The organism is Antribacter gilvus, from assembly GCF_003946865.1.
In the GTDB taxonomy this organism is placed as follows: Bacteria; Actinomycetota; Actinomycetes; order Actinomycetales; family Cellulomonadaceae; genus Antribacter; species Antribacter gilvus.
Genome location: NZ_QXTH01000001.1, coordinates 39,950 through 61,776, shown reverse-complemented (window position 1 = coordinate 61,776; position 21,827 = coordinate 39,950). Strand labels below are relative to the sequence as shown.

Genomic DNA, 21,827 nt, shown 5'->3' with positions numbered 1-21,827 from the left:
CGGCCGGTCAGACGCTCGCAGGCGCCGGCTTGACCACCGGCTCCCAGACCTGAGGCTCGAGGGACACCGGCTCCTCCTCCACCAGGCCCGCCCAGCGGCGCGCGTCCTCGATCGTGTCGTTGAGGAGCATCCGCAGGCGGTCGTCCACGTCCGGGACGAAGGCCTCCGAGATCCCCTGCACCGCCGTCGAGACCACGCTCGGTGCCGCGTCCCGCACGAACCGTTTGGGTCGCACGGTGGTGCCGGCGCAGAAGCGCTCCGCCCACGCCGCCGTGCGGGGAACGGTGGCCAGCGCGTCACGGCTCGCGGGCGCGAGGGTCCCGTCCGGGCGGCCGTCGAGGGCGTCGAGCATGCGCTCGCTGCCCAGGATCGCCACGGCAAGGGTCTGCTGGCGGTCCGCAGGGGCCACCGGCAGCGCGGTCTGCGCCGCGCGGAGGGCGATCTGCACGTCCCACCGCGGGTCGTCGCTGGTCAGGCCGATCACGGACGGGATCAGCGGCGCCAGCTTGGGCCTGGCCTGGTCGGAGGTCAGGTCGTTCACCGCGCGTGCGAGCATCGCGATCAGCGGGTGCGTGCACTGCGGGTGATCGCTCCATCTCTCGCCCGCCAGGTAGGACGCCAGCTCCATGAAGCACGCGCCCTTCTTCGGGTTCCTGTGCTTGCCACGGCCGAGCATCGGCAAGATGTCGTACGGTCCTGCTTCGGTTCCAGTCACGAGTCCACCCCCGTCGAGGTTGGTGCCTCTTCCAGTGTGCGACCGCTGTGACGCGGATCGCAACGGCTGGCAGGCCCTGGATGTGCAGAAGGTCGGAGCGTGCCCGACTCGTCCGATGCTGCCTCAGTCCCGGTGCTCCCGCACCCCGGGCGCCGTCTGAGGTACCTCAGACGTCCCGATGGCCGTCTGACCGGCCAGGACTGCCCGACCTCCCGATCCGCCGGGCCGCGACTCAGGACGAGAGTCGTGGTCATCGGGAGGCGCTGGGCCTCCCGGGGACGCAGGAGGAATCATGAGCACGCTGTGGGGACCGGCGCTCGACGCCGAGCTGGCCTACCGCCAGGAGCAGGTCCGGTCCGCGTACGACCGGGGCTCCAGCCGGAGGGGCGGGGCCACGCGGGCCGGGCGGCGCGCGGAGAAGGCCGCGGAGGCGCGGCGGGCTGCGGACCGTCGGCACGAGACGGACGGCCATGGCCACGGGGCGGACCGTCGGTCCGCGTGAACACCGCACCGGTGGTGACGACCGCGAGGACCGCGGCCCCGTTGATGGCAGCCCCCGTGGAAAAGGCGGCACTCGATGTAGGCGACCGGTGGCACGATGACGGCATGCGCAGGTCTGCCGGAGGGCCGCTGGTCGCCCGCCGCGAGGAGTCCGCCGCCCTCCTCGCGGCGGTCGAGCGCGCCTCCGGTGGGAAGCCGGGGGTGGTGCTGCTGGGCGGGGACGCCGGGGTGGGCAAGTCCCGGCTGCTCGCCCACGTCATGGAGCGGGCACGCCGCGACGGAGCCGTCGTGGTGACTGCGAACTGCGTCGACCTCGGCGAGGTGGGCATCCCGTACCTCCCGTTCACCGAGGCCCTCACGCAGCTCCAGGGCGGTGGGGCGGGCCCCGAGGTGGCCGAGCGCGTGCAGAGCCTCGTGGCCGAGCGGCCCGCGCTGTGGCGCCTGCTCGAGCCGGGCGGCGGCGGGCAGGCCGACCATGGCGAGCGCCTGCAGCTCTTCGACGGGATCGTGCGCAGCCTGGAGGCCGCCGGCGAGGCGGGGCACCCCCTGCTCCTCGTCCTGGAGGACATGCACTGGGCCGACGCGTCGTCCCGCGACGCGCTCCGCTTCGTCGTGTCGCGCCTGCGCTCCCAGCACGTCGCGTGCGTCGTCTCCTACCGCACGGACGACGTCGACCGCCGGCACCCTCTGCGCCGCCTCCTGGCCGAGCTGCACCGGGACCCGAGCACGGAGCGCGTCGACCTGGCGCCGTTCACCACGGACGAGCTGCGGGAGTTCACCACCGCCCTGGCGGGCGGGCCGCTGCCCGGCGGACCGTTCGAGGAGGTCCGCGTCCGTTCGGAGGGCAATGCCTTCTTCGCCGAGGAGCTGGTCGAGGCCGGCCCCGGGGGCGGCCTGCCGTGGTCCCTGGCAGACGTTCTGCACGCCCGTCTCGAGCGCCTCGACCCGGCGGTGCAGCAGGTCGTGCGGCTCGCCTCGGTGGCCGGGCGCCGCGTCCGCGAGGACGTCCTGCGTGCGGCGGCGGTCCACCTGCACCCGGCCGGGGCGCCCGACGACGTCGCGCTCACCGGAGGTGCACCGCGTCCCGGAGACGCGACGGCCGGGTCCGCGGAGCGGATCGACGCCGCCCTGCGCGAGGCTGTCGCCCACCAGGTCCTCGGTGTGGAGGACGGCTACCTGGCGTTCCGCCACGCCCTGCTCGCCGAGGCCCTGTACCTGGACCTGCTGCCCGGCGAGCGCGCCGCCGCGCACCGCGCGTACCTCGCCGCCCTCGCGGATGCCGACCCGTCCGGCCGGCCGCTCGGGTCGCCCGCGGAGCGCGCGCACCACGCGCTGCAGGCGCACGACCTCCCGACCGCCCTCGTCGCGTCACGGGACGCCGCCCGCCGGGCGGGCCACATCCTCGCGCCGGAGGAGCAGCTCCGGCACCTGGAGCAGGTGCTCAACCTCTGGGACTCGGTGCCCGGCGCCGCCGACCTGCTCGGCGAGGACCGGGTCGACGTGGCGCTGGCCGCCAGCGACGCCGCCGTCCGCGCCGGCCACAGCACCCGGTCGGTCCGGCTCGCCCGTCGTGCCGTGGAGGCGCTGGCCCACGACCCGGTCCGGCAGGCGACCGCCCGCCACGTCCTCGCGCGCCGGCTGCTGGACATCGACCTCCCGGGCTCGGTGGAGGAGTCCATGGAGCAGACGGCCGCCGCGCTCGACGCCCTGCCGGACGAGTCGTCGTCCGCGCGCGCCTGGACGCTGGCGATCCGGGCCCGCGCCGCCATGTACCTCGCCCATGAGGGCAGCGCGGAGGACGTCGAGTCGCGGCAGGTCGCCGAGCAGGCGATCGAGGTGGCGCGGGCCGTGCCCGACCCCGGGGCGGAGGCCGACGCGCTGACGACGCTCGCCGTCCTCCTCGTGGGCGACGCCGACGAGTCCGCCCGGCTCCTCGAGTCCGCCCGCCGGCGTGCCGCGGACGCCGGTGAGGTGCTCACCGAGCTGCGCTGCTGGTACAACATCGCGTCCAACCGCTTCTACGCCGGCCATCTCGAGGCCGCCCAGGAGATCCTCGACCAGGCGCTGTCCCGTGCCGAGGAGCTGGGTCTGGGGTGGAGCGGGCCCGCGATGGAGCTCCGGGTGGTCGGCGAGGTGTGCCGCTACTTCCTGGGCGACCTCGCGGACCGGCCGGTGGGCGACGTGACGCCGGAGGCCGCGCCGTGGCTGGCGGGCTCGCGCATGTACGCGGCGGTGGCTCGCGGGGACGCCGACGTGGTGGAGCGGGGGATCGTCCTGCGGTCCGGCTGGGACCACGACGCCATGATCGCGCTCGTGGCCGGCGGCTGCCTCGTGGACGCCCTGACCTGGGCAGGCCGGTACGAGGAGGCGGTGACCATCGGCGAGGAGCTGACCGCGCACCTGGGCGCCGTGTGGTCGGAGTTCTTCCTGGGGCGCGTCTGGCTGTCGGCGCTGGCCATCGCCGCCCTGGCCGACGCCGCGGACGCCGACCCGGGTCCGGGTCGCGCGGATCCCGGCCGGGTGGCCCGCGGTGACGCCCTGCTCGCGGTGGCCCGCGAGACCGCGCGGCGGGGACGCCCCCGCGGCGGCGTCCTGGGCCCCGAGGGGCGCGCGTGGCTACAGCGGGCCGAGGCGGAGAACGCCCGCCTGCGGGCGGTCGCCGATCCCTCCACCTGGCGGGACTCGGCCCACGTGTGGCAGGACACCGTGACAGCGTTCGATTTCGGCTACCGGTACGAGGTGGCGCGGTCACGCTACCGGTGGGCCGAGGCCCTGCTCGGGGCCGGCGAGCGGGAGCTCGCCGGGGTGGAGGCGACCAAGGCCCTCGTCGAGGCGGACGCGATGGGCGCCGCACCGCTGGCCGGCGCCGTCCGTGCCCTGGCACGCCGCGGCCGGCTGGACCTGCCGGGAGTGCGGCACGCGACGACGTCGGCCCTCACCGACCGGGAGGAGGAGGTGCTGACGCTCGTGGCGCAGGGCCTGTCCAACCGGCAGATCGGCGAGCGCCTCTTCATCTCGACCAAGACGGTGAGCGTGCACGTGTCCAACGTGCTCGCCAAGCTGGGAGCCTCCGGGCGGGCCGAGGCGGTGAGCCTGGCGCACCAGCGCGGGCTGCTCCGGGCCTGAGGGCAGCCGGTCTCCGGCCGGGACCCCGCTGACCTGCGTGCATCTCTCGCGCCGTACGGCCTTTCCATCAATACTGAGCGGGTGCCGACGGACCTCCAGGCTGTGCGCGAGCTCGCGCACGTCGGGCTGGGCAACGCCGTCGCCGACGAGGCGTTCGACCGGTTCGCGCGGCTGGTCCGGCGTCAGCTGCGGGTGCCGATGGCGATGGTGGCGTTCGCCCTCCCGGAGGGCTTCGTCTACCCGGGCGCCGAGGGCCTGCTCGAGCCGTTCCAGACCGAGCGCCGGCTCCGTACACCCGCGCCGTTCACGCAGCGGGTGATCCGGACGGGTACGGCCGTCGTCGTGCAGGACGCGCGCAGGGACCCCGAGCACCACGACAGCTACGTCGTCCAGGAGCTGGGCCTGGTCGCCTACGCGGGATACCCGGTGTTCGACCTGCGCGGCCGGGCGGTCGGCGCGCTCTGCGCGATGGACACCCGCCCCCGCCGCTGGCTGGCGGACGATCTGGCGGGCCTCGCCGACCTCGCCGCCGCGTGCACCGCGGAGCTACGGATGCGGGCGGAGCGCGAACGCTCGCGGCGCATCCAGCAGGCCGCCGTGCGGGCGAACCGGCGCAGCCGCTTCCTCCTCTCGCTCAGCGAGGCGTTCGCCGACGCCACCACCGTCGACGAGATCGAGGAGGTCATCGCCGACGTCGCGACCACGGGCATCGGCGCGCGCTACTGCGCCCTGGCCCTCACCGACAACGACCGGCGGGGTCTCACGTACGTCTCGCTGCTGCACACGGAGCCCGGGCTCCCGTCGGGGTACCGGCACGCCCGCATCGAGGATCCCCGGCCCTGCGCCCAGGTGGTGCGCACCGGCGAGTCGCTGTTCTTCCGCACCACCGAGGAGATGACGCAGGCGTTCCCCCGTTCCCGGGGGCACGTGGACGCGGGCATGGGCGCGCGCTCCTACCTCCCGGTCACCGCCGGCGGGGTGGTCATCGCGGTGATCTCGTTCGTGTGGGAGCAGGACCGCGAGCCGGACGAGGACACGTTCGCCCTGGAGTCGGCTCTGGCGCACTACACCGCGCACGCGCTCGAACGGGCCCGGCTGCTCGACGAGCGGCGCGAGGCCGCCAAGACGCTGCAGCTCTCCATGCTCTCCAAGCTCCCGGACGTGTCCCGGCTGGACCTCGCGTGCACGTACTCGCCGGCCGCCCGCGGCGACCAGGTGGGCGGCGACTGGTACGACGCGGTGCAGGTCGACGACGACGCCGTGCTGCTCATGATCGGCGACGTCACGGGCCACGACATGCGCGCCGCGGCCAAGATGGGGCAGCTCCGCTCGCTGCTGCGCGCGCTCGCGTGGAGCCACGACGAGTCGCCCGCGGCTCTCCTCACCCTGCTCGACCGCGCCAACGCGGGCCTGGGGCTGGGCGCCAGCGGCACCGCGGTGGTGGCCCGCCTCGACCGGCACACCGGCCCCGACTCGGGCGCGTACGAGCTGACCTGGTCCAACGCCGGGCACCCACCGCCGCTGGTGCTGCGGACGGACGGCCGGATCGAACGGCTCGGCTCGATGCCCGACCTCATGCTCGGGGTGAAGCCGTCGGTCGCACGCACGGACCACGTCACGGTGCTGCGGCCCGGCGAGACGCTCCTGCTCTACACGGACGGCCTCGTGGAGCAGCGCGGCTGCAACGCCGACGAGTGGCTGTCCGACCTGGAGGCGATGTTCGCCAGGCTGAGCACCACGGCCACCGCCGCGCTCCCGGTGACCCTGGTCCGCCGGCTCGTGGGCGACAGGCAGCGCGACGACGTGGCGGTCCTCGCCGTCCGCGTGCGCGTGCCGGCGCCGACCGGTCCGCCCTCGCCGTCGGGACCCGCGCTCGCCGAGCGCAAGGTCGCCGCCAGGCTGACCGAGCTGGCGCCCGCGCGCCTGTGGGTCGACGACGTGCTGGAGGGGTGCGGGGTGCCCCTGGCGCAGCGCCGCACCGTCATGCTGCTGACCAGCGAGGTCCTGACCAACGCCCTGGACCACGGCGAGGCGCCGTTCGTCGCCACGGTGGAGGTGGACGAGAAGCGCGTGCGGATCGGTGTGCGCGACTCGTCGCCCGCCCAGCCGCAGCTTCGCGAGCCCAAGATCCGTGACTTCGGCGGACGCGGGGTGCAGTTCCTTGAACGGCTCGCGTCGCGGTGGGGCGTGGACCGGCACCAGGAGCCGGTGACCCGCGCCAGCCGGCGGTCCCGGCGCAAGGGGAAGACCGTGTGGTTCGAGCTGGACCGCCTCCCGGGGACCGTGTCAGTACCCCGGCGTACGGTGTGATACATGGCACAGACTGCAAGCACCCCGACCGAAAGTACGGTGTCCACCGGCCTCCGGGACGGCGCGCTGACGTCGGCCCTCGAGGCCTACCGTCGTGAGCTGACCGGGTACTGCTACCGGTTGCTCGGCGGCACGTTCGAGGCTGACGACGCCGTGCAGGAGACCATGCTGCGCGCGTGGAAGTCGTACGACCGGTTCGAGGGCCGGTCGTCGCTCCGCACGTGGCTGTACCGCATCGCCACCAACGTGTGCTTCGACCAGCTGGGGTCCAGCCGGTCCAAGCGCGAACGTCCGATGGGCCTGGGGCCGTCGTCGGCCCCGGCACTGGAGAACTTCGGCGACGTGCTGCCCGAGGAGTCCTGGGTGGAGCCCGTCCCGGACAACCACGTGCTGCCCGGGCCTGGCGACCCCGCGGACACCGCGGTGGCCCGCGAGTCGGTGCGACTGGCTTTCGTGGCGGCGTTGCAGCACCTGCCGTCACGCCAGCGGGCCGTGCTCATCCTCCGCGAGGTCCTGCGCTGGCCGGCCACGGAGGTCGCCACGCTGCTCGACACGTCGGTCGCCTCCGTGAACAGCGCCCTCCAGCGGGCCCGCGCCACGCTCGCCGACCGGGACCTGAGCCGCACCGAGGCGCGCGCGGAGCGCGTGTCCGGACCGGACGCCGAGGAGGACAACGCGCTCCTCGAGCGGTACGTCGAGGCGTTCGAGCGCTACGACATGGACGCGCTCGTGGGCCTGCTGCGCCAGGACGCCGTGCTCAACATGCCCCCGTACACGATGTGGGTGCAGGGTCCCGAGGCGATCACCGGCTGGATGCTCGGCCCGGGGGCCAAGTGCAGGGGCTCGCGCCTCCTGCCGGTGAGGGCGAACGGGTCGCTCGCGTTCGGCCAGTACCGCCCGGACCCCGAGGGCGGCCACAGGCCGTGGGCGCTCGTCGTGCTGGACGATGACGGGGAGAAGGTCACCGGGATCACCTCGTTTCTCGACACCGCGACGTGGTTCGCGCGGTTCGGCCTGCCGGAGCACCTCGACTGAGCGTCACGGCCGTACCCTCGGGGGGTGAGTGTGCGATCCGTGGTGGTCGGCGTTGACCACAAGCAGCCGGAGCTCCCCCGGCGAGCGGCGGGGCTCGTCCAGTCCCTTGGCGGCAGCCTCGTCGAGCTCGTGTGCGTGTGGGTCGACGAGTCGGCGGTCACGAGCTCCGGCGGGTTCACCGTGTCGGTGGACCCGGACATCGCCGTGACCGGTGGCGCGTACGGGGCCGACCCGCTCGACGGCGTCGGCCGGTCCATGACCGACGTGGGGCTGCCGTGGAGCTGCGTGCGCGCGGCCGGCGACCCCGCTCGCGAGCTCGCGCGCGTCGCCGACGAGGTGGGCGCCGTCATGATCGTGGTCGGCTCCCGGCGGGGAGGGCTCCGCAGCTGGACGTCGCACCTGGTCAGCGGCACCGTCGCGGGCCGGCTCGTGCACGACCAGCGTCGGCCGGTCGTGGTGCTGCCCCCCGGCGCGCCGTCCCCCGACCTCTCGTGAGGCAGCGCACGTCCGCCGGCCGGCGCCCGCCGCACCGCGAGCCCGCGTTGATCGGCCTCGTCGCGGCGGGGGGCGCCGTCGGCTCCGTCCTCCGGTACGCCGTGGCGCTCGCTCTGCCTGCGGGCTGGCTGGGAGCGGGCTGGCCCGCCGTCGGCTGGCCCTTCGCGACCCTGGTCGTCAATGTCGTGGGCGCGTTCGCGCTCGGCTGGCTCCTGGAACGCCTGGGCCGAGCGGGCGCGGAGACACCGCGAGGGCGCGCACTCCGCCTCACGTTCGGCACGGGGCTCCTCGGCGGATTCACGACCTACTCGGCCTTCGCCCTCGAGACCTGGACCCTGCTCGACGCCGGACGCGGCGCCGGAGCGCTCGGCTACGTCGCCGCGACGATCCTCGTGGGAACCGCGGCGTGCGTGGCCGGCGTCGCGGCCGGGGCTCGGGGTGGGCAGCGATGAGCGCGCTGCTCCTGGCCCTCGTCGCGGCAGGGGGCGGTCTCGGCGCCGCCGCCCGCTTCGTGCTCGACGGGGAGGTTCGTTCGCGGGCGCGGGCGGGCTTCCCGTGGGGCACGTTCACGGTGAACGTGGTGGGTTCGCTCGTCATCGGAGTGGTGACGGGAGTCCTCCTCGGGCCAGGCCTCGCGGACGGTGTGGTGGAGCCGTGGCGGGCAGCCGTCGCCACCGGCCTGTGCGGCGGGTTCACCACGTTCTCCACAGCCACTGTGGAAGCCGTGCGCCTGGCGCAGTCCGGCCGGCTGCGGCTCGCTGTCGCGTCCGTGCTCGGCACGCTCCTGGTGACCGTCCTGGCGGTCGGCGTGGGGATCGCGGTCGGCACGCTGTTCTGAGGTCGCCTCGCCGGGGGTCGCCGGGCCCGGGTCGCCGGGGTGCCGGATGCCCGTGTCAGCGGCGGGTGGCAGGCTGACCGGCATGAGCCTGATGCTCCTCGACACCGCCAGCCTCTACTTCCGTGCCTACTACGGCGTGCCTGACTCGCTACGTTCCCCGGACGGTCATCCTGTCAACGCCGTTCGCGGCCTCCTGGACACCATCGCGTGGCTCGTCACCGAGCACCGGCCCGAGCGCATGGTCGCGTGCTGGGACGACGACTGGCGGCCGGCGTTCCGCGTCGCCGCGATCCCCTCGTACAAGGCCCACCGCGTCGCCGTCCCTGGCGACGGCACCAGCCCGGACGTCGAGGAGGTGCCCGACGCGCTCACGGCGCAGATCCCGGTCATCGTCGACGTCCTGGAGGCGATCGGCCTCGCCCGCGTCGGCGTGCCCGGCTACGAGGCGGACGACGTGATCGGCACGCTCACCGCCCACGAGGTCGCCGCGGCGGGCGACGTGGACATCGTGACAGGGGACCGCGACCTCTTCCAGCTGGTCGACGACGAGGCCGGCGTGCGCGTCCTCTACCCCGCGCGGGGCGTCCGCGACCCCGACGTGGTGGACCTCGCCTTCCTCCAGGCGAAGTACGGCATCCGCTCCGGCGCCGCGTACGCCGACCTGGCGCTGCTGCGCGGCGACCCCAGCGACGGTCTGCCCGGGGTGCCGGGGGTCGGCGAGAAGACCGCGGCCAAGCTGCTCGCGCAGTACGGGGACCTGGTCGGCATCCTCGCCGCCCGCGACTCGGGGGACCCGGGCCTCACCGCCACCCTGCGCCGTCGGCTGGAGGACGCCGACGGCTACCTGCGCGTCGCGCCGGAGGTGGTCCGCGTGGCCCGGGACGCCCCGGTCGGCGAGCTCGACGACGCGCTGCCTGCCGCCCCGCGCGACCTCGCGGCCCTCGACGATCTCGCAGAGCGCTGGGGCCTGCGGTCCAGCGTCGACCGCGTCGTCGCGGCTCTCGCGACGCGCGCGGCCGGCTGAGCCCCCCGTCCCGACCCAGGAGGAACACCCCTATGCCCACAACCCCGCAGCTCCCCGAGGGCGCGCCCGTCTGGATCGAGCTCTGCACCACGGACGTCGACGTGGCCGTCCCGTTCTACACAGCGCTGTTCGGCTGGGAGCACGAAGGCTCCGAGCCGGAGGCAGGTGGTTACGGCACCTTCACGAAGGGCGGCCGGCGCATCGCGGGCTCCACGCCCGTGCAGAGCCCTGACCAGGCCGCGGCCTGGTCGGTCTACCTGCAGACGTCCGACGCCGGCGCGGCCGCCGCGCGCGCCACGTCGGCTGGTGCCACCGTCGTCGTCGAACCCACCGACGTGGCCGACCTGGGCCGCTACGCCTGGCTGACCGACCCAGGCGGCGCGCAGGTCGGGCTCTGGCAGCCCGGCACCCACCACGGCAGCGAGCTCGTCGTCGAGCACGGTGCGCCCGCCTGGTACGAGCTCATGGCCACGGACTACCCCGCCGCCCTCGACTTCTACGCGTCGGCCGCGCTGTGGGACGTGCACACCATGAGCAACACGGCGGAGTTCCGGTACTCCACGCTGGGCGAGGGCGAGTCGGCCAGGGCCGGGATCATGGACGCGTCCGGCTTCCTGCCTGACGGCGTGCCCTCCTTCTGGGTGGTCTACCTCGGCGCGGACGACCCCGATGCCGCCGCGAAGCGCGTCGAGGAGCTCGGGGGCCAGGTGGTGGAGCCGCCTGCGGACACACCGTTCGGCCGGCTGGCCACCGTGGCAGACCCGCTGGGTACCCAGTTCAAGATCATCGGCGTCTGAGCGCGGTCGCCGCCGCGTCGTAGCGGTCCAGCACCAGCTCGACCAGCCGCGGGTCCGCCTTCTCGGCGTACGGCGAGCCGGCGACGGGCTCGCTCACCACGTCGGCCCCGGCCTCGAGCACCCGGTCGAGGAAGTAGCCGGGGGCCAGCAGGTACGACACGACGACGACCCGTGCCCCGGGACCGCTCGACGCCCGGGCCGCCGAGACGGCGTCGGGCACCCGGGGGGTGGCGCCCGCGCCGTACGAGGCGACCACCGGGCGGCCGACCCGCTCCGCGAGGCCGCGCGCGACCTCCTCGACCGCGTCGGCCGCGGCGGCCACGGACGAGCCCGCGGCGGCGAGGACCAGGACGTCGTCGGGGCGGGGCGCCACGTCCGCGAGGCGGTCGGCGAGGATGTCGACGAGCCGCGGGTCCGGCCCGAGCGGCAGGGCAGCCGCGGCAGCGGCCCCAGCCGCCCCTGGCGCCCCGGCCGACGACGCCGCGTTCACCCCGGCCACCGCCTCCGCGATGTCGACCCGTACGTGGTACCCGGTCGAGAGCAGGAGCGGCACAACGACCGCCGAGCCCGCGTCCGCCACGGCCTGGGTCAGCACGTCCGCCACCTCGGGCTGCTGGACGTCCACGAACGCCTCGCGCACGTCGAGGCCCGGGCGGGCGGCGCGCACGCCGTCGAGCAGGGCGCGCACCGCGTGCTGCCCCGCCGGGTCGTCGGTGCCGTGAGAGGTGCCGACAAGTACTGGTTCCACGTGAGTCCTTTCGGGTCCGCTCGCCACAGGTCAGCCGGTGTTCTGCAGGCCTGCCGACACGCCGTTCACCGTCAGCAGCAGCAGGTGCTGCAGCCGGCCGGCGTAGTCGCCGTCCACGGTGACAGAGCCGTCCACCCCGGTGCGCAGCCCGCGCAGCGCCCGCACCTGCAGCAACGACAGCGCGTCGACGTACGGCGACCGGAGCTGTACGGCGCGGCCCAGCACCCGTCGACCCGCGAGGGGCCAGGCGTTGCCGGAGATCTTGAGCACCATCTCGCGGGTGAGGCGCAGCTCGTCGAGCACCATCTGCGCCAGGTCGTCGCGCGAGCCGAGGGCCAGGTACTTGCCGGCGATGCGCTCGTCGGTCTTGGCGAGCGACATCTCGACGTTGTCGAGCAGCGTCGCGAACAGCGGCCACTCGGCGCGGGCTGCCTGCAGCTGGGCGAGGTCGCCGAAGTCGCGCAGGGCCGTGCCCAGGCCGTACCAGCCGGCGAGGTTGATGCGCGCCTGCGACCAGGAGAAGACCCAGGGGATGGCGCGGAGGTCGTCGAGCGACGAGACGGACAGGCCGCGACGGGCCGGGCGCGAGCCGATGGGCAGCAGGCCCACCTCCTCGAGCGGCGTCACCTGGGCGAACCACTGCGGGAAGCCCTCGGCACGCACCAGCTCGTGGAACCGGGCGCGGGACGACGCGTCGAGCGCCGTCGCCAGACCGGCCCACTTCGCGGCGGTCTCCGCGTTGCGCTTCTCCGTGGACGGCGCCGACGCGAGGAGCGTCGCGGCCGCGACCTGCTCGATGTGGCGCGCGGCGATGGTGGGGTCGCCGTAGCGGGCCAGGATGACCTCGCCCTGCTCGGTGAGCTTGAACCGGCCGTCCACCGAGTGCGGCGGCTGGGCCAGCACCGCGCGGTTCGCGGGGCCGCCCCCGCGGCCGAGCGCGCCGCCGCGGCCGTGGAACAGCGTGAGCGTGATGTCGTGGCGGCGGGCCCAGTCCGCGATCCGCGACTGCGCGTCGTGCAGCGCGAGCGTGGCGGAGACCGGGCCGACGTCCTTGGACGAGTCCGAGTAGCCGAGCATGACCTCGACGCGCCGGCCGTTGGCTGCGAGCCGTGCCTGCACCTGCGGCAGCTCGAGCATCGCCTCGAGGATGTCGACGCTGTTCTCGAGGTCGGCGAACGTCTCGAACAGCGGGATCGCGTCGAGCACGGGCGCGGCGGCCGCGTCCTCGAACGCTGCCTCGGCCAGCTGGTAGACAGCCGCGAGGTGCTCGGGCGCCTGCGTGAACGACACGATGTACCGGCGGGCGGCGCGCTCGCCGAACCGCCGCTGCACGGCGCCGAGCGCGCGGAACGTGTCGAGGACCTCGGCGGTGCGCTCGGAGAGGTCCCCGTGCGGGCCCTTCTCCGCGATCTCCTCGAGCGCCGCGGCGTGGACCTGCGAGTGCTGCCGCACCTCGAGCTCGGCCAGGTGGAACCCGAAGGTCTCCACCTGCCAGACGAGACGCTGCAGGTCACCGTAGGCGGCGCGCGGTGCACCGGCCTCGACGAGCGACTCCTGGACCACGCGCAGGTCGGCCTGGAGCTCCTCGGCGGAGGCGTACGCGAGGTCGGCGTCCCGCGTCCGGGTGGCGGCGATCCGCTCGGCGATCGCGAGCAGCACCGCACGGTGAGGCTCGCGCGGCGACGCGGCGGACGCCCGCTGCGTCACCTCCTCCGACAGCTGCCGCAGCCGCTGCCAGAGCGCGGTCAGCCCGGCCGAGCCGGGCGTGCCGTCCTGGTCCAGCGTCAGCTTGCGGCCCACCTCGCGGGCCACGCCCTCGAGCGCCGTCAGCGCGTGCTCCGACGCGAGCGTCGCGGCCTGGCGGGTGACCTCGGCGGTGACGTTCGGGTTGCCGTCCCGGTCGCCACCGATCCACGACCCGAGCCGCACGAACGGGCGGGCCACCGGCGCGGTGCGACCCGCGTCCTCCGCGAGCAGCCAGTCGTCGAGGCGGCGGTACACGTCGGGGAAGACGTCGAACAGGGTGGCCTCGAAGACCCCCATCACGGTCTTGACCTCGTCGATCACCGTGGGCTTGGAGACCCGGATGGGCGACGTGCGCCACATGGTGTCGATCTCCGCGAGCAGCAGGCGCTCGTTCTCGACGAGCGACACCCCACCCGGGCTGCGCAGGTCACGCTCGGCGAGCAGGTGATGGATCCGGCGGATCGCACCGCTCACGGCACGACGGCGGGCCTCGGTGGGGTGCGCCGTGAGCACCGGGCGGAACTCGAGCTCGCCCAGGCGCCGCAGCGCCTCCTCGCGGCCCACCTCCTCCGTGAGCTGCGCGAACGCCTCGGGAAGGGTGTCCTCGAGGACGGCCGGGCCGGTCCTGGTCTCCGCCTCGCGGGCCCGCAGGACGCGTACGCGGTGGTACTCCTCCGCCAGGTTCGCCAGGTGGAAGTAGCACGTGAACGCGCGCGCCACCTGCTCGGCACGGTCGAGCGCGAAGCCGTCGACGAGCGTCGCGGCCTCGTCGAGGGCCGCGTCGTCCCCGTCGCCGTACGCGCGGATGGTCATCTCGCGCAGGCGCTCGACGTCGTCGAGCAGGTCCTGTCCGCCGGCCTCGCGCAGGATCGTCCCGAGCAGCCCGCCGAGCAGGCGTACGTCGTCACGCAGCAGGTCCGGCACCTCGTGCCGAGCCACGCCACGGGCGGTCTGGAGTTCGGTGTCGCTCACAGCACTAGACCTTATGCCGATCTGGCGTTGAAGATCTCATGGCGTCCGGGTGATGGGCAGCACATCTCCTCACCCCAGCCTGATCTGCTCTCTTGTCCGCAGGTGGGCCCAGCGACGGGCCCGCGGCAGGCGCTGGATCGTCACCTCGGGTGCCCGCTCGCTGCCCGACGGCGGCAGCTCGCCCCGGGAGAGCACGTCCGCCTCGCGCAGGGGGCCGAGGTCCAGACGGGTGAGCGCCGGGACGTCGGCCACCGGGACCTGGTACGTGCGGTACGGGCCGAGCGGCGGGATCCTGTCGGCGGCGAGCGCCTGGGCCGTGACCATCTCGAGCTCCGCCTCGTCGAGCTGAGGCGTCTGGTCCAGCACGAAGGCGGTTGCTGCGAGGCCCTCGGGACCCGGCGCCCAGGCCACCACCTTCCAGAAGAGCCGGGGGATGCCCACGCCGCGGTAGACCGGGTCGTCGTCGGCGAGGACCGGACCGGTGTGGACCACGATGCGGTGGTCGTAGGCGCCGGCGTACTCGAGGACGTGGTCCTCGAGCCCGTTCCACAGCTCCTTCGACTGGTTGAAGCGCGCCACCTGGGGGGCAGCGTTCGTGTAGGCGAAGGTGTCGCCGTTGGCGCGGCGCGCCGTCTCGGGGTCGCCCCAGACGGGGTCGAGACGGCGGACCAGGTGGCCGCGGTCGAGCGGGTTGCTGCGGTACAGCTCCGGGCCGGCCTGCTCGTGGACGGGGACCCGCTGGTCGAGGTGCCAGGTGCCGGAGCGCGGCAGCGCGCGCAGGCTGGCGCCGTCGACGGCGCAGGAGGTCACGGCCGCGAGCCGGCGAGCCGGGTCGAGGAGGACCGTGAAGTGCGTGTAGTCGAGCCGGCGGACGGCCTGCTCGGGGGCGGGAAGCGGGACGGTGGTCCCCAGGAACGCGGGGTCGTAGCCGGTCACGGCGCCCAGCCAACCAGGTTCAGGCGTTGTGGGTATGGCTGCGGCGTGAATTCTCGTCTCAGGCGACCCGCTCGCGCAGCCAGGCGATGTCGGGACCCATGTCGCCGTGGGTCTCGCAGATGACGGGCGCACCGGCGGCGGTGATCACCCCGGCCAGCAGCTCGGCGGGGATCTGCCCCTCGCCGAAGTGGGCGTGCCGGTCCGCGCCCGAGCCCGCCGTGTCCCGCGAGTCGTTCGCATGGACCAGGTCGATGCGGCCGGTGATCGCGCGGACCTGCTCCACCGCGGTGGCGAGGTCGATCCCGCCCGCCCACGCGTGGCACGTGTCGAGGCAGAAGCCCACGTTCTCGGACCCGTTCGCCGACGACACCGCAGCCCACAGCTGCTCGATCCGCTCCAGCCTGCGGGCCATCGAGAACTCGCCGCCCGCGGTGTTCTCGATGAGCACCGGGACGTCGGTCTCGAGCGCGTCGATCGCCTTGCGCCAGTTGTCGAAGCCCACCGCGGGGTCGTCCGTGGCGGTCACGTGCCCGCCGTGCACCACCACGCCCTTGGCGCCGATCAGCGCCGCGCCCGCCACGATCTGCTGCAGGAGCTTGCGGCTCGGGATGCGGATGCGGTTGTTCGTGGACGCCACGTTGATCAGGTAGGGCGCGTGCACGTAGAGGTCGAGGCCGGCCGCCGCGGCGTCGGCCCGGAGCGCCTCCGCCCCGCCCGGGTAGGTGAACTCCGGACCCTTCCAGCCCTGGGGGTCGCCCAGGAACACCTGCACCTGCTCCGCCCCGATGGCCTTCGCCTGGGCGATCGCGTCCTGCTGGTCCACGTGCGCGCCGATCTTCATGCGACCACCCTAGGCCGGGCCACCGACACCGGCCCTGCGTTTCGCCCACATCACCCCAGCCCGGCGATCCCTCCCTCGCTCATCACGACAAGATGCCCGTCCACTGCCACGAGCGTCTCCCACCCGACGCGGGAGTCCTTCCAGACCACCTCGCCGGTCCGCAGGTCCACGACCACCGAGAAGACCAGGACCCCAGACTCGGACGGCACCCCCCGCATCGTGACGAGAGCGCGCCGCCCGTCGGTGAACGCCTGCTCGATGGTCGGCGCCCAGGCCGTGAGGTCGAGGCCGGCCACCGCCTCGAGCCGGGTGCTGGCCCACAGGTCCTCGCCGGTGCCGACGTCGAGCGCCGTGACGTTCCCGGCGCCGTCGTCCATGAGCGCGACGCCGCCGGCGAGCACCAGCACCCGGTCCGAGATCATCTGCGCGGTCCAGAGCTCGCGGCCCGCGTCGTCCTCGGCCCGGACCTCGCTCCCGAGGTCCACGAAGAGGACGTCCGGCACAGTGCCGTCGGTCGCCAGCGGCACCATGAGGCGGCCCGGCAGCTCCCGTCGTGACCCGTCCCGCCCGACGACGACGTCGCGCAGCACACCCCGGACGAGATACCCGTCGCCCAGCGGCTCCACCCCACGCCACTGGTCGGTGTCGAGCCGCTCGCCGGCGGCGGTGAACCCGACGCGGACGCCGCATCCCACCACCGTGAGCGCCGGCCCCTCGGCCCAGGCTGTGACCGCCCCCGGGTCGGGAACCATCCCGGTCTCGGTGAGCTCCAGGCAGGAGCTGACCTCGGTCTCGCCCGGGTCGAAGGGGACCACCTCCGTCCAGCGCGGCTCGCCGGTCCCCACGTCCTCGACGCGTATCTGCAGGTCGCGGCCGCGGACCACCAGGCCGCCCTCCACGCAGCCGTCCTCGGCGCAGCCCGGCCCCTCGGGCGACGGGCCCACCCGGGCGAGCCGCACGACGGTCCCCTCGGGGCCTACCGCGACGCGCTCGCCCGCGGCCACCGCCGACGTCCCGAGCAGCTCGCCGCCCGACGTGACGGCCGAGAGCACGCCCGAGCCGGCACTGCCGTCGTACCACCCGTCCTCGGCGCCCGGCTCGGGCGTGAGGCAGACGAGCACCTCGACGACAGCGCCCTGCTGGTATCCGGAGGGCCCGCACCACGAGCCGTCGCCCACAGGCACCGACCAGACCGGCTCCCCCGTCACGGGGTCGAGCGCGAGCAGGTCGCCGTCGTCGACCACCGCCAGCGCCTCCGGCAGGCGCACGGCCTCGCCGAAGGCGAGGCCGCGCGACCACGTCTCGGCGAGCGGCTCGGCGAGGCTCAGGACGCCGCCCGGGGCGGTGCGGAGCTGCGCCTCCTGGGCCTGGTCACGCAGGGCCTCGGAGCCCAGCGCCGCGGCCGCCGCGAGGACGAGCCCGCCGCCCGCCATGGCCACCCGCCGGCGGGACAGGCGGGCGCGCCACGGCCCGGGCCCGTCCCCGGTGCCCGACGCCGGCGGTGCGCCCGGGTGCACCGCGTCGCCAGGATCTCCTGGCTCGCCCGCGTCGTCCGGATCGACGTCGAGCTCGATCCGGAGCGGCTCGTCGCCAGGGGTCGAGGTCATCCCAGCCCGGCAAGTCCGAAGACGTCGGTCCCGACGAGCCGGCCCCCGACGGCGCGGAGCTCCCTCAGCCCCGGGTAGGTCTCGGTCCAGACGACATCACCGCTACGGAGGTCCAGGCCGTAGGCCACCAGGCCCGGCCCGCCCGCCCCGCCCTCGACCAGGCTGTAGACGACCATCAGGACCCGCCCGTCGGTGAACGCCGTCACTGCATACGGTTCACCGAGGTAGCGGGTCGTGCCGTCCGGCAGCTCCACCTCTGCCGGCGCGGTCCAGCGCCACGCGTCCTCGCCCGTGTCGAGGTCCAGCGCGGTCAGGGCTTCCTGCTGCCCGTGGACCACCGCCACGCCGCCCGCCTGGGCCAGCAGCTGCCACGTCTGGACGGGCGAGGACCACAGCTCGGCCCAGTCCGACCCGAGCGCCCGGACCCCCGTGTCGCCGCCGACGAGCGTCACCCCCGGGAGACCGTCGGACGCGGTCGGGACGAGGGGGAAGCCGTCGACCTCCGCAAGCGTGGTCCCGTCGGGCGACCTGACGATGCTGGTGACGGACATCGCGTCGGGGTCGTCCGTCGGGCGCACCATGACGTCGACCAGCTCTCCGCCTGGCAGAGACACGAGCTGTGGCATCGAGTACATGTCGCCACGCTGCAGCTCGCCGTCTGCCGTGATCAGCCCCTGGGCGCCGCACCCGTCGACCTGTACCGCCTCCCCGCTCACGGAGACCCAGAACTCGTCCGGGGCGAACTCCTCCACAGACGCGTACCCGATGCAGTTCGTGTCCACCGTTCCCGGGTCGTCGTCGAGCTCGAACGGAATGACGGTCTCCCAGGCCGTCTCGCCGGTCGCGTCGACCAGGCTGACCGCAAGGTCCCGGCCCTCGAGCACGACCCCCGGGGGCGCGGTGCACGCCCCCCCGGTCTCGTCGCAGTCGAGCTCGACGGGCTCGCGCTCGAGCGCCGGCCCGACCCGCGCTGCCCGGACCACACCGTGGCCCTGCCACAGCCTGGGCTCGCGGCCGGACCCGGGATCATCGTCGGCCCCGTCGGCCACACCGCCGACGGACGCCCGCGAGGTCACCTCGCCGTCGGACCCCACAACCACGAGGTCACGCTCGGGCCCCTGGCCGGCCAGGCACATGAGCTCGGCGTACGCGGGGAGCTGCTGCCCGTACGGCCCATAGCCTGTCTCGCCGCACTCCGCGTACGCCAGCTCCGTCCGCCAGCGCACCTCGCCCGTGCCCGGCTCCACGGCGACGAGCTCGTCGTGGTCCTGCAGCACCAGCGCGCCGTCGAGCACCGCGACCGCGAGCGAGGACTCCTCCAGCTCCCAGACCTGCTCGGGGGCCTCGAGCAGGGAACCGACCCCACCGGGCGCCGACGCCAGCTGCTCGAAGCGCTGCCGCTCCTGGACCGTGGCGATGCCCCCGCCCACGAGCGCGACCACGACGACCGCCACAGCGGCCGGCACGACGATCCGGCGGTGGCGTCCGACCCAGGACCCGAGGTCGCGGGCTGCGAGCCGGACGGGCTCCGTGAGCGCGGCGAGGGGCGTCTCCCGCACACCGGCCCTGTCCTCGGGGCCCGACGTGCCTGATCCGCCCGCGACGACCTCTCCCTCGCCGTCAGCGTCCACGACCAGGTCGAAGGTCAGCACGCCCCCCGCGGGCTCGGCCGGAGCGGAGGCCGCCGTGGTGCTCCCGGGGGAGCCGCCGGCGTCGGGCACAGGGCTCTGCGAAGCGTCACCGGTGGGGACTGCCTGCGGCGTCACGACAGGGTCCGCGTCGTCGTCGACGAGCTCGAACGTGTACGCGGCGTCGTCGCTCCGCTTGCGGCCCATGCGGGGAGCCTAACCACGGGGACCCCTGGAGGACAGCGACGCCGCGAGGCGGCTCAGCGGAAGCCGATGAGCTCGATCTCGCGTTGGTCCAGCGGCGCGCCCCGCGCACCGGGTGCCGGGTGCCGGGTGCCGGGTGCCGGGTGCCGGGTGCCGGGTGCCGAGCATCAGGGTGCGTCCGTCGGTGAAGACGTGCGGGGTGGACGTCGTCATCGGGGCGCGGGCGAGCCATGCCCGGAGCGGAGCCGCAGGGTCAGCGGGCCGGCGGCGCCAGCCCGACGACGCCCTGCTGCGTGACCTGCACGAGGTTGCCGTCCACGGCAAGCAGCTGCGTGTACGGCGTCTCCTGCTTCAGCTCCCAGGTGACGTCGCCCGAGTCCAGGTCGACGGCGAGCAGGCGCAGCCCGGGCTCGCCGGGCCTTGGCGGTGTCGCGAGGAGGACGGTGCTGCCGTCCGTGAACGCCTCCGTCACCACCTGCTCGACCGCGGTCCACCCGCCCACGGCGAGGAGCTCCGGCTCGGTCGCCCAGAGCTCCTCGCCCGATCGCAGGTCCACGCCGACGAGCCGTCCGCGGAGGTCGAGGAGCACCGCGAGGTTCGCGGTCCGTGCGACCAGGTGGTTCGTGGGAAGCTCGCTGGACCAGCGCCCGTCCCCGTCGTCGTCCACCGCGACCAGGCGGCTGGGCTGGTTGAGCAGCATGAAGCGGGGGGCCGAGCCGTCGGTGGTGAGGGGGTCGAGGACCACACCGCCCGGCGTGCTGGCTGTCCCGTCCTCGTCGACGATCGTGCCGTCGATCCGCACGTAGCCGCCATCCACGAGGGGGATGCGCGACCCGGGGAGGCTCGCGCCCGCGAACGACGTGTAGGACAAGCCTCCCTCGGAGTAGTAGCTGCCCCCGGCCAGCACGAATGCCTCCGGCGGGCTCTCCTCGATCGGTTCGCCCTCCGGCGTGAAGATCCCCGCAGCGCCGCAGCCCGCGACGGCCACGACGGTGGGGGACGAGAAGGCGGTGAGCGCGCCGTCCAGCGCGAGAGTGGGGCCGCCCGTCGCGCCGTCGTACTCGATGCACGACCCGCCGGCGGCCAGGTCGGCCGGCTCGAACGGCAGGCTGCGCTCCCAGCGGACCTCGCCCGACGCGGCATCTTCCATCCGCACGGACAGGTCCCAGCCGTCCTCGACCGTGCCGCGGAGCGCCACCACGTTGCCTTCTGCGTCTGTTTCCGGCTCGGGGGTCGGCTGGACCGGGTCGGGCGGGGTGCCCGTGCGATGGACGACGAACAGCCCCCCGTCGGCCGCGGGTCGGACGACGGCGGCCGCTTCCACCTCGCGCGTCGCCTCGACGCCGTCCTGGCCGATCACCGTGACGGTCAGCGGGCCGTCCTCCGTGGCGGCCGGAGCGACGCAGACGAGACGCTCCGCCTCCTCCGCCCGCTCGGCCCGGGCCACTGGCAGTGGGCCGCACTCGGCGGATGCCCGCTCCACCGTCCACAGCGTCTCGCCGGACGCGGCGTCCAGTCCCAGCACGGCATCCCGGCCGACGGCGGCCACCACACCCCCCGGCATCCGGACGAGCCGGATCTCGAGCGCGCCGTCGACGGCCACGGACCAGGACTCCTGGAGCTCGCCGTCCAGGGCCAGAACACCGCCGGGTGCGGCAGCCAGGTTCTGCCGGTCGAGCGCTGCGTCCACCGCGACACCGCCCGCGACCACCGCGGCGACCACCGCGGCGGCCCCGCCGGCGAGCAGGACGCGGCCCTTGCGGGTGCCCGGGATCCGGCTGTGCACCGCGGCGGTGGCCGCGCGGGTGGCGCGTGCTGCCGACCGTCCGGCCCTCGCTGAGGCGTCCCTCGCGCCGATGCCCGCCCGGCGGAACGGTGCCGCCGCCCGGTGGACCGACGCCGACGCCCGACGGCGGAGGTCGGCGCCGCGTCGGCCCGGTCCGGGGATGTCGGTCCCGGACTGGGTACGTGCGTCCGGGTCCGTGAACGTGCCGGGCACGCCGGTGATCATCTCGGGGGCGTGCGTCTCGGGGGCGTGCGTCTCGGGAGCTGGGGTCTCGGGAGCTGGGGTCTCGTCCGCCTGGGGCGCCTGGGGCGTCACAGCGTCGTCCGGCACCGGGTCGAAGGTGTGGGATTCGTCGTCACTGCGCCGCGAGATCACGAGGAGAGGCTAGCGGCGACGGTTGGTCAGGTGTCGCCTTGACGGGGTTGTGCGGGTGCGAGGCCGACCACACCAGGTGGAATCAAGAAGTTGTACACAGATTCTTCAACCAGCAAGCCGTAAGAACGCGTGTTCGATAGAAT

17 protein-coding genes are annotated in these 21,827 nt (G+C 74.6%); 9 read left to right on the top strand and 8 right to left on the bottom strand.

Annotation, left to right across the window (positions count from 1 at the left end; all coding sequences use genetic code 11):
- Positions 1–7: 7 nt before the first annotated feature.
- Positions 8–715 carry a hypothetical protein gene (locus D1350_RS00245; RefSeq protein WP_240643785.1) on the bottom strand — a complete coding sequence of 236 codons (708 nt, stop codon included), beginning with the start codon at positions 713–715 and terminating at the stop codon, positions 8–10.
- Positions 716–1,007: 292 nt separating this feature from the next.
- Between D1350_RS00245 and D1350_RS00240 the strand changes: the two genes are divergently transcribed.
- From D1350_RS00240 to D1350_RS00200, 9 genes are all read left to right on the top strand, one after another.
- Positions 1,008–1,217, top strand: a complete 210-nt coding sequence (locus tag D1350_RS00240) for a hypothetical protein (protein ID WP_125772730.1) — start codon at positions 1,008–1,010, stop codon at positions 1,215–1,217.
- A 104-nt stretch (positions 1,218–1,321) separates the two neighbouring features.
- Entirely contained in the window at positions 1,322–4,342 is a 3,021-nt protein-coding gene (locus D1350_RS24690) for a helix-turn-helix transcriptional regulator (RefSeq protein ID WP_206074371.1), read from the top strand.
- An 81-nt stretch (positions 4,343–4,423) separates the two neighbouring features.
- Positions 4,424–6,652 carry a SpoIIE family protein phosphatase gene (locus D1350_RS00230; RefSeq protein ID WP_240643784.1) on the top strand — a complete coding sequence of 743 codons (2,229 nt, stop codon included), beginning with the start codon at positions 4,424–4,426 and terminating at the stop codon, positions 6,650–6,652.
- A gap of 3 nt (positions 6,653–6,655) precedes the next feature.
- Positions 6,656–7,687, top strand: coding sequence for a sigma-70 family RNA polymerase sigma factor (locus D1350_RS00225; protein WP_125772728.1), 1,032 nt, complete (start codon positions 6,656–6,658; stop codon positions 7,685–7,687).
- Positions 7,688–7,711: 24 nt separating this feature from the next.
- A complete protein-coding gene (locus D1350_RS00220; protein ID WP_125772726.1) occupies positions 7,712–8,182 on the top strand; it encodes a universal stress protein in 471 nt (156 codons plus the stop codon).
- Positions 8,179–8,634, top strand: coding sequence for a fluoride efflux transporter FluC (locus tag D1350_RS00215; RefSeq protein WP_125772724.1), 456 nt, complete (start codon positions 8,179–8,181; stop codon positions 8,632–8,634). Before D1350_RS00220 ends, D1350_RS00215 begins: the two co-directional genes overlap by 4 nt.
- Complete coding sequence (locus D1350_RS00210) at positions 8,631–9,020, top strand: fluoride efflux transporter FluC (RefSeq protein WP_125772722.1); 390 nt, start codon at positions 8,631–8,633, stop codon at positions 9,018–9,020. Before D1350_RS00215 ends, D1350_RS00210 begins: the two co-directional genes overlap by 4 nt.
- A gap of 82 nt (positions 9,021–9,102) precedes the next feature.
- Positions 9,103–10,044 (top strand): 5'-3' exonuclease, encoded by a 942-nt coding sequence (locus tag D1350_RS00205; protein WP_240643783.1) that lies wholly within the window; start codon positions 9,103–9,105, stop codon positions 10,042–10,044.
- Between the two features lie 32 nt (positions 10,045–10,076).
- Positions 10,077–10,841, top strand: coding sequence for a VOC family protein (locus D1350_RS00200; protein ID WP_125772720.1), 765 nt, complete (start codon positions 10,077–10,079; stop codon positions 10,839–10,841).
- Here the strand turns inward: D1350_RS00200 and D1350_RS00195 are convergent.
- The 7 genes from D1350_RS00195 to D1350_RS00165 form a co-directional block, all read right to left on the bottom strand.
- On the bottom strand, positions 10,828–11,589 hold the full coding sequence (locus D1350_RS00195; protein WP_125772718.1) for a sirohydrochlorin chelatase: 762 nt from the start codon (positions 11,587–11,589) through the stop codon (positions 10,828–10,830). The genes D1350_RS00200 and D1350_RS00195 overlap by 14 nt on opposite strands.
- Positions 11,590–11,619: 30 nt before the next feature.
- On the bottom strand, positions 11,620–14,307 hold the full coding sequence (locus tag D1350_RS00190) for a phosphoenolpyruvate carboxylase (RefSeq protein WP_240643782.1): 2,688 nt from the start codon (positions 14,305–14,307) through the stop codon (positions 11,620–11,622).
- Between the two features lie 69 nt (positions 14,308–14,376).
- Entirely contained in the window at positions 14,377–15,243 is an 867-nt protein-coding gene (locus D1350_RS00185; RefSeq protein WP_125772714.1) for a DNA/RNA non-specific endonuclease, read from the bottom strand.
- Positions 15,244–15,301: 58 nt separating this feature from the next.
- Complete coding sequence (locus tag D1350_RS00180) at positions 15,302–16,084, bottom strand: deoxyribonuclease IV (protein WP_125772712.1); 783 nt, start codon at positions 16,082–16,084, stop codon at positions 15,302–15,304.
- Between the two features lie 50 nt (positions 16,085–16,134).
- Entirely contained in the window at positions 16,135–17,691 is a 1,557-nt protein-coding gene (locus D1350_RS24685) for an outer membrane protein assembly factor BamB family protein (RefSeq protein ID WP_125772710.1), read from the bottom strand.
- Complete coding sequence (locus D1350_RS23500) at positions 17,688–19,526, bottom strand: outer membrane protein assembly factor BamB family protein (RefSeq protein ID WP_164544974.1); 1,839 nt, start codon at positions 19,524–19,526, stop codon at positions 17,688–17,690. The genes D1350_RS24685 and D1350_RS23500 overlap by 4 nt, the downstream gene beginning before the upstream one ends.
- A 250-nt stretch (positions 19,527–19,776) precedes the next feature.
- Positions 19,777–21,639 (bottom strand): outer membrane protein assembly factor BamB family protein, encoded by a 1,863-nt coding sequence (locus D1350_RS00165; RefSeq protein WP_125772708.1) that lies wholly within the window; start codon positions 21,637–21,639, stop codon positions 19,777–19,779.
- Positions 21,640–21,827: the final 188 nt, after the last annotated feature.

What these genes read in the sequence shown, in the direction of transcription:
- D1350_RS00240 (WP_125772730.1), top strand. Translation starts at nt 1,008, where the DNA reads ATGAGCACGCTGTGGGGACCGGCGCTCGACGCCGAGCTGGCCTACCGC.
- D1350_RS24690 (WP_206074371.1), top strand. Translation starts at nt 1,322, where the DNA reads ATGCGCAGGTCTGCCGGAGGGCCGCTGGTCGCCCGCCGCGAGGAGTCC.
- D1350_RS00225 (WP_125772728.1), top strand. Translation starts at nt 6,656, where the DNA reads ATGGCACAGACTGCAAGCACCCCGACCGAAAGTACGGTGTCCACCGGC.
- D1350_RS00210 (WP_125772722.1), top strand. Translation starts at nt 8,631, where the DNA reads ATGAGCGCGCTGCTCCTGGCCCTCGTCGCGGCAGGGGGCGGTCTCGGC.
- D1350_RS00205 (WP_240643783.1), top strand. Translation starts at nt 9,103, where the DNA reads ATGAGCCTGATGCTCCTCGACACCGCCAGCCTCTACTTCCGTGCCTAC.
- D1350_RS00200 (WP_125772720.1), top strand. Translation starts at nt 10,077, where the DNA reads ATGCCCACAACCCCGCAGCTCCCCGAGGGCGCGCCCGTCTGGATCGAG.
- D1350_RS00180 (WP_125772712.1), bottom strand. Translation starts at nt 16,084, where the DNA reads ATGAAGATCGGCGCGCACGTGGACCAGCAGGACGCGATCGCCCAGGCG.
- D1350_RS24685 (WP_125772710.1), bottom strand. Translation starts at nt 17,691, where the DNA reads ATGACCTCGACCCCTGGCGACGAGCCGCTCCGGATCGAGCTCGACGTC.
- D1350_RS23500 (WP_164544974.1), bottom strand. Translation starts at nt 19,526, where the DNA reads ATGGGCCGCAAGCGGAGCGACGACGCCGCGTACACGTTCGAGCTCGTC.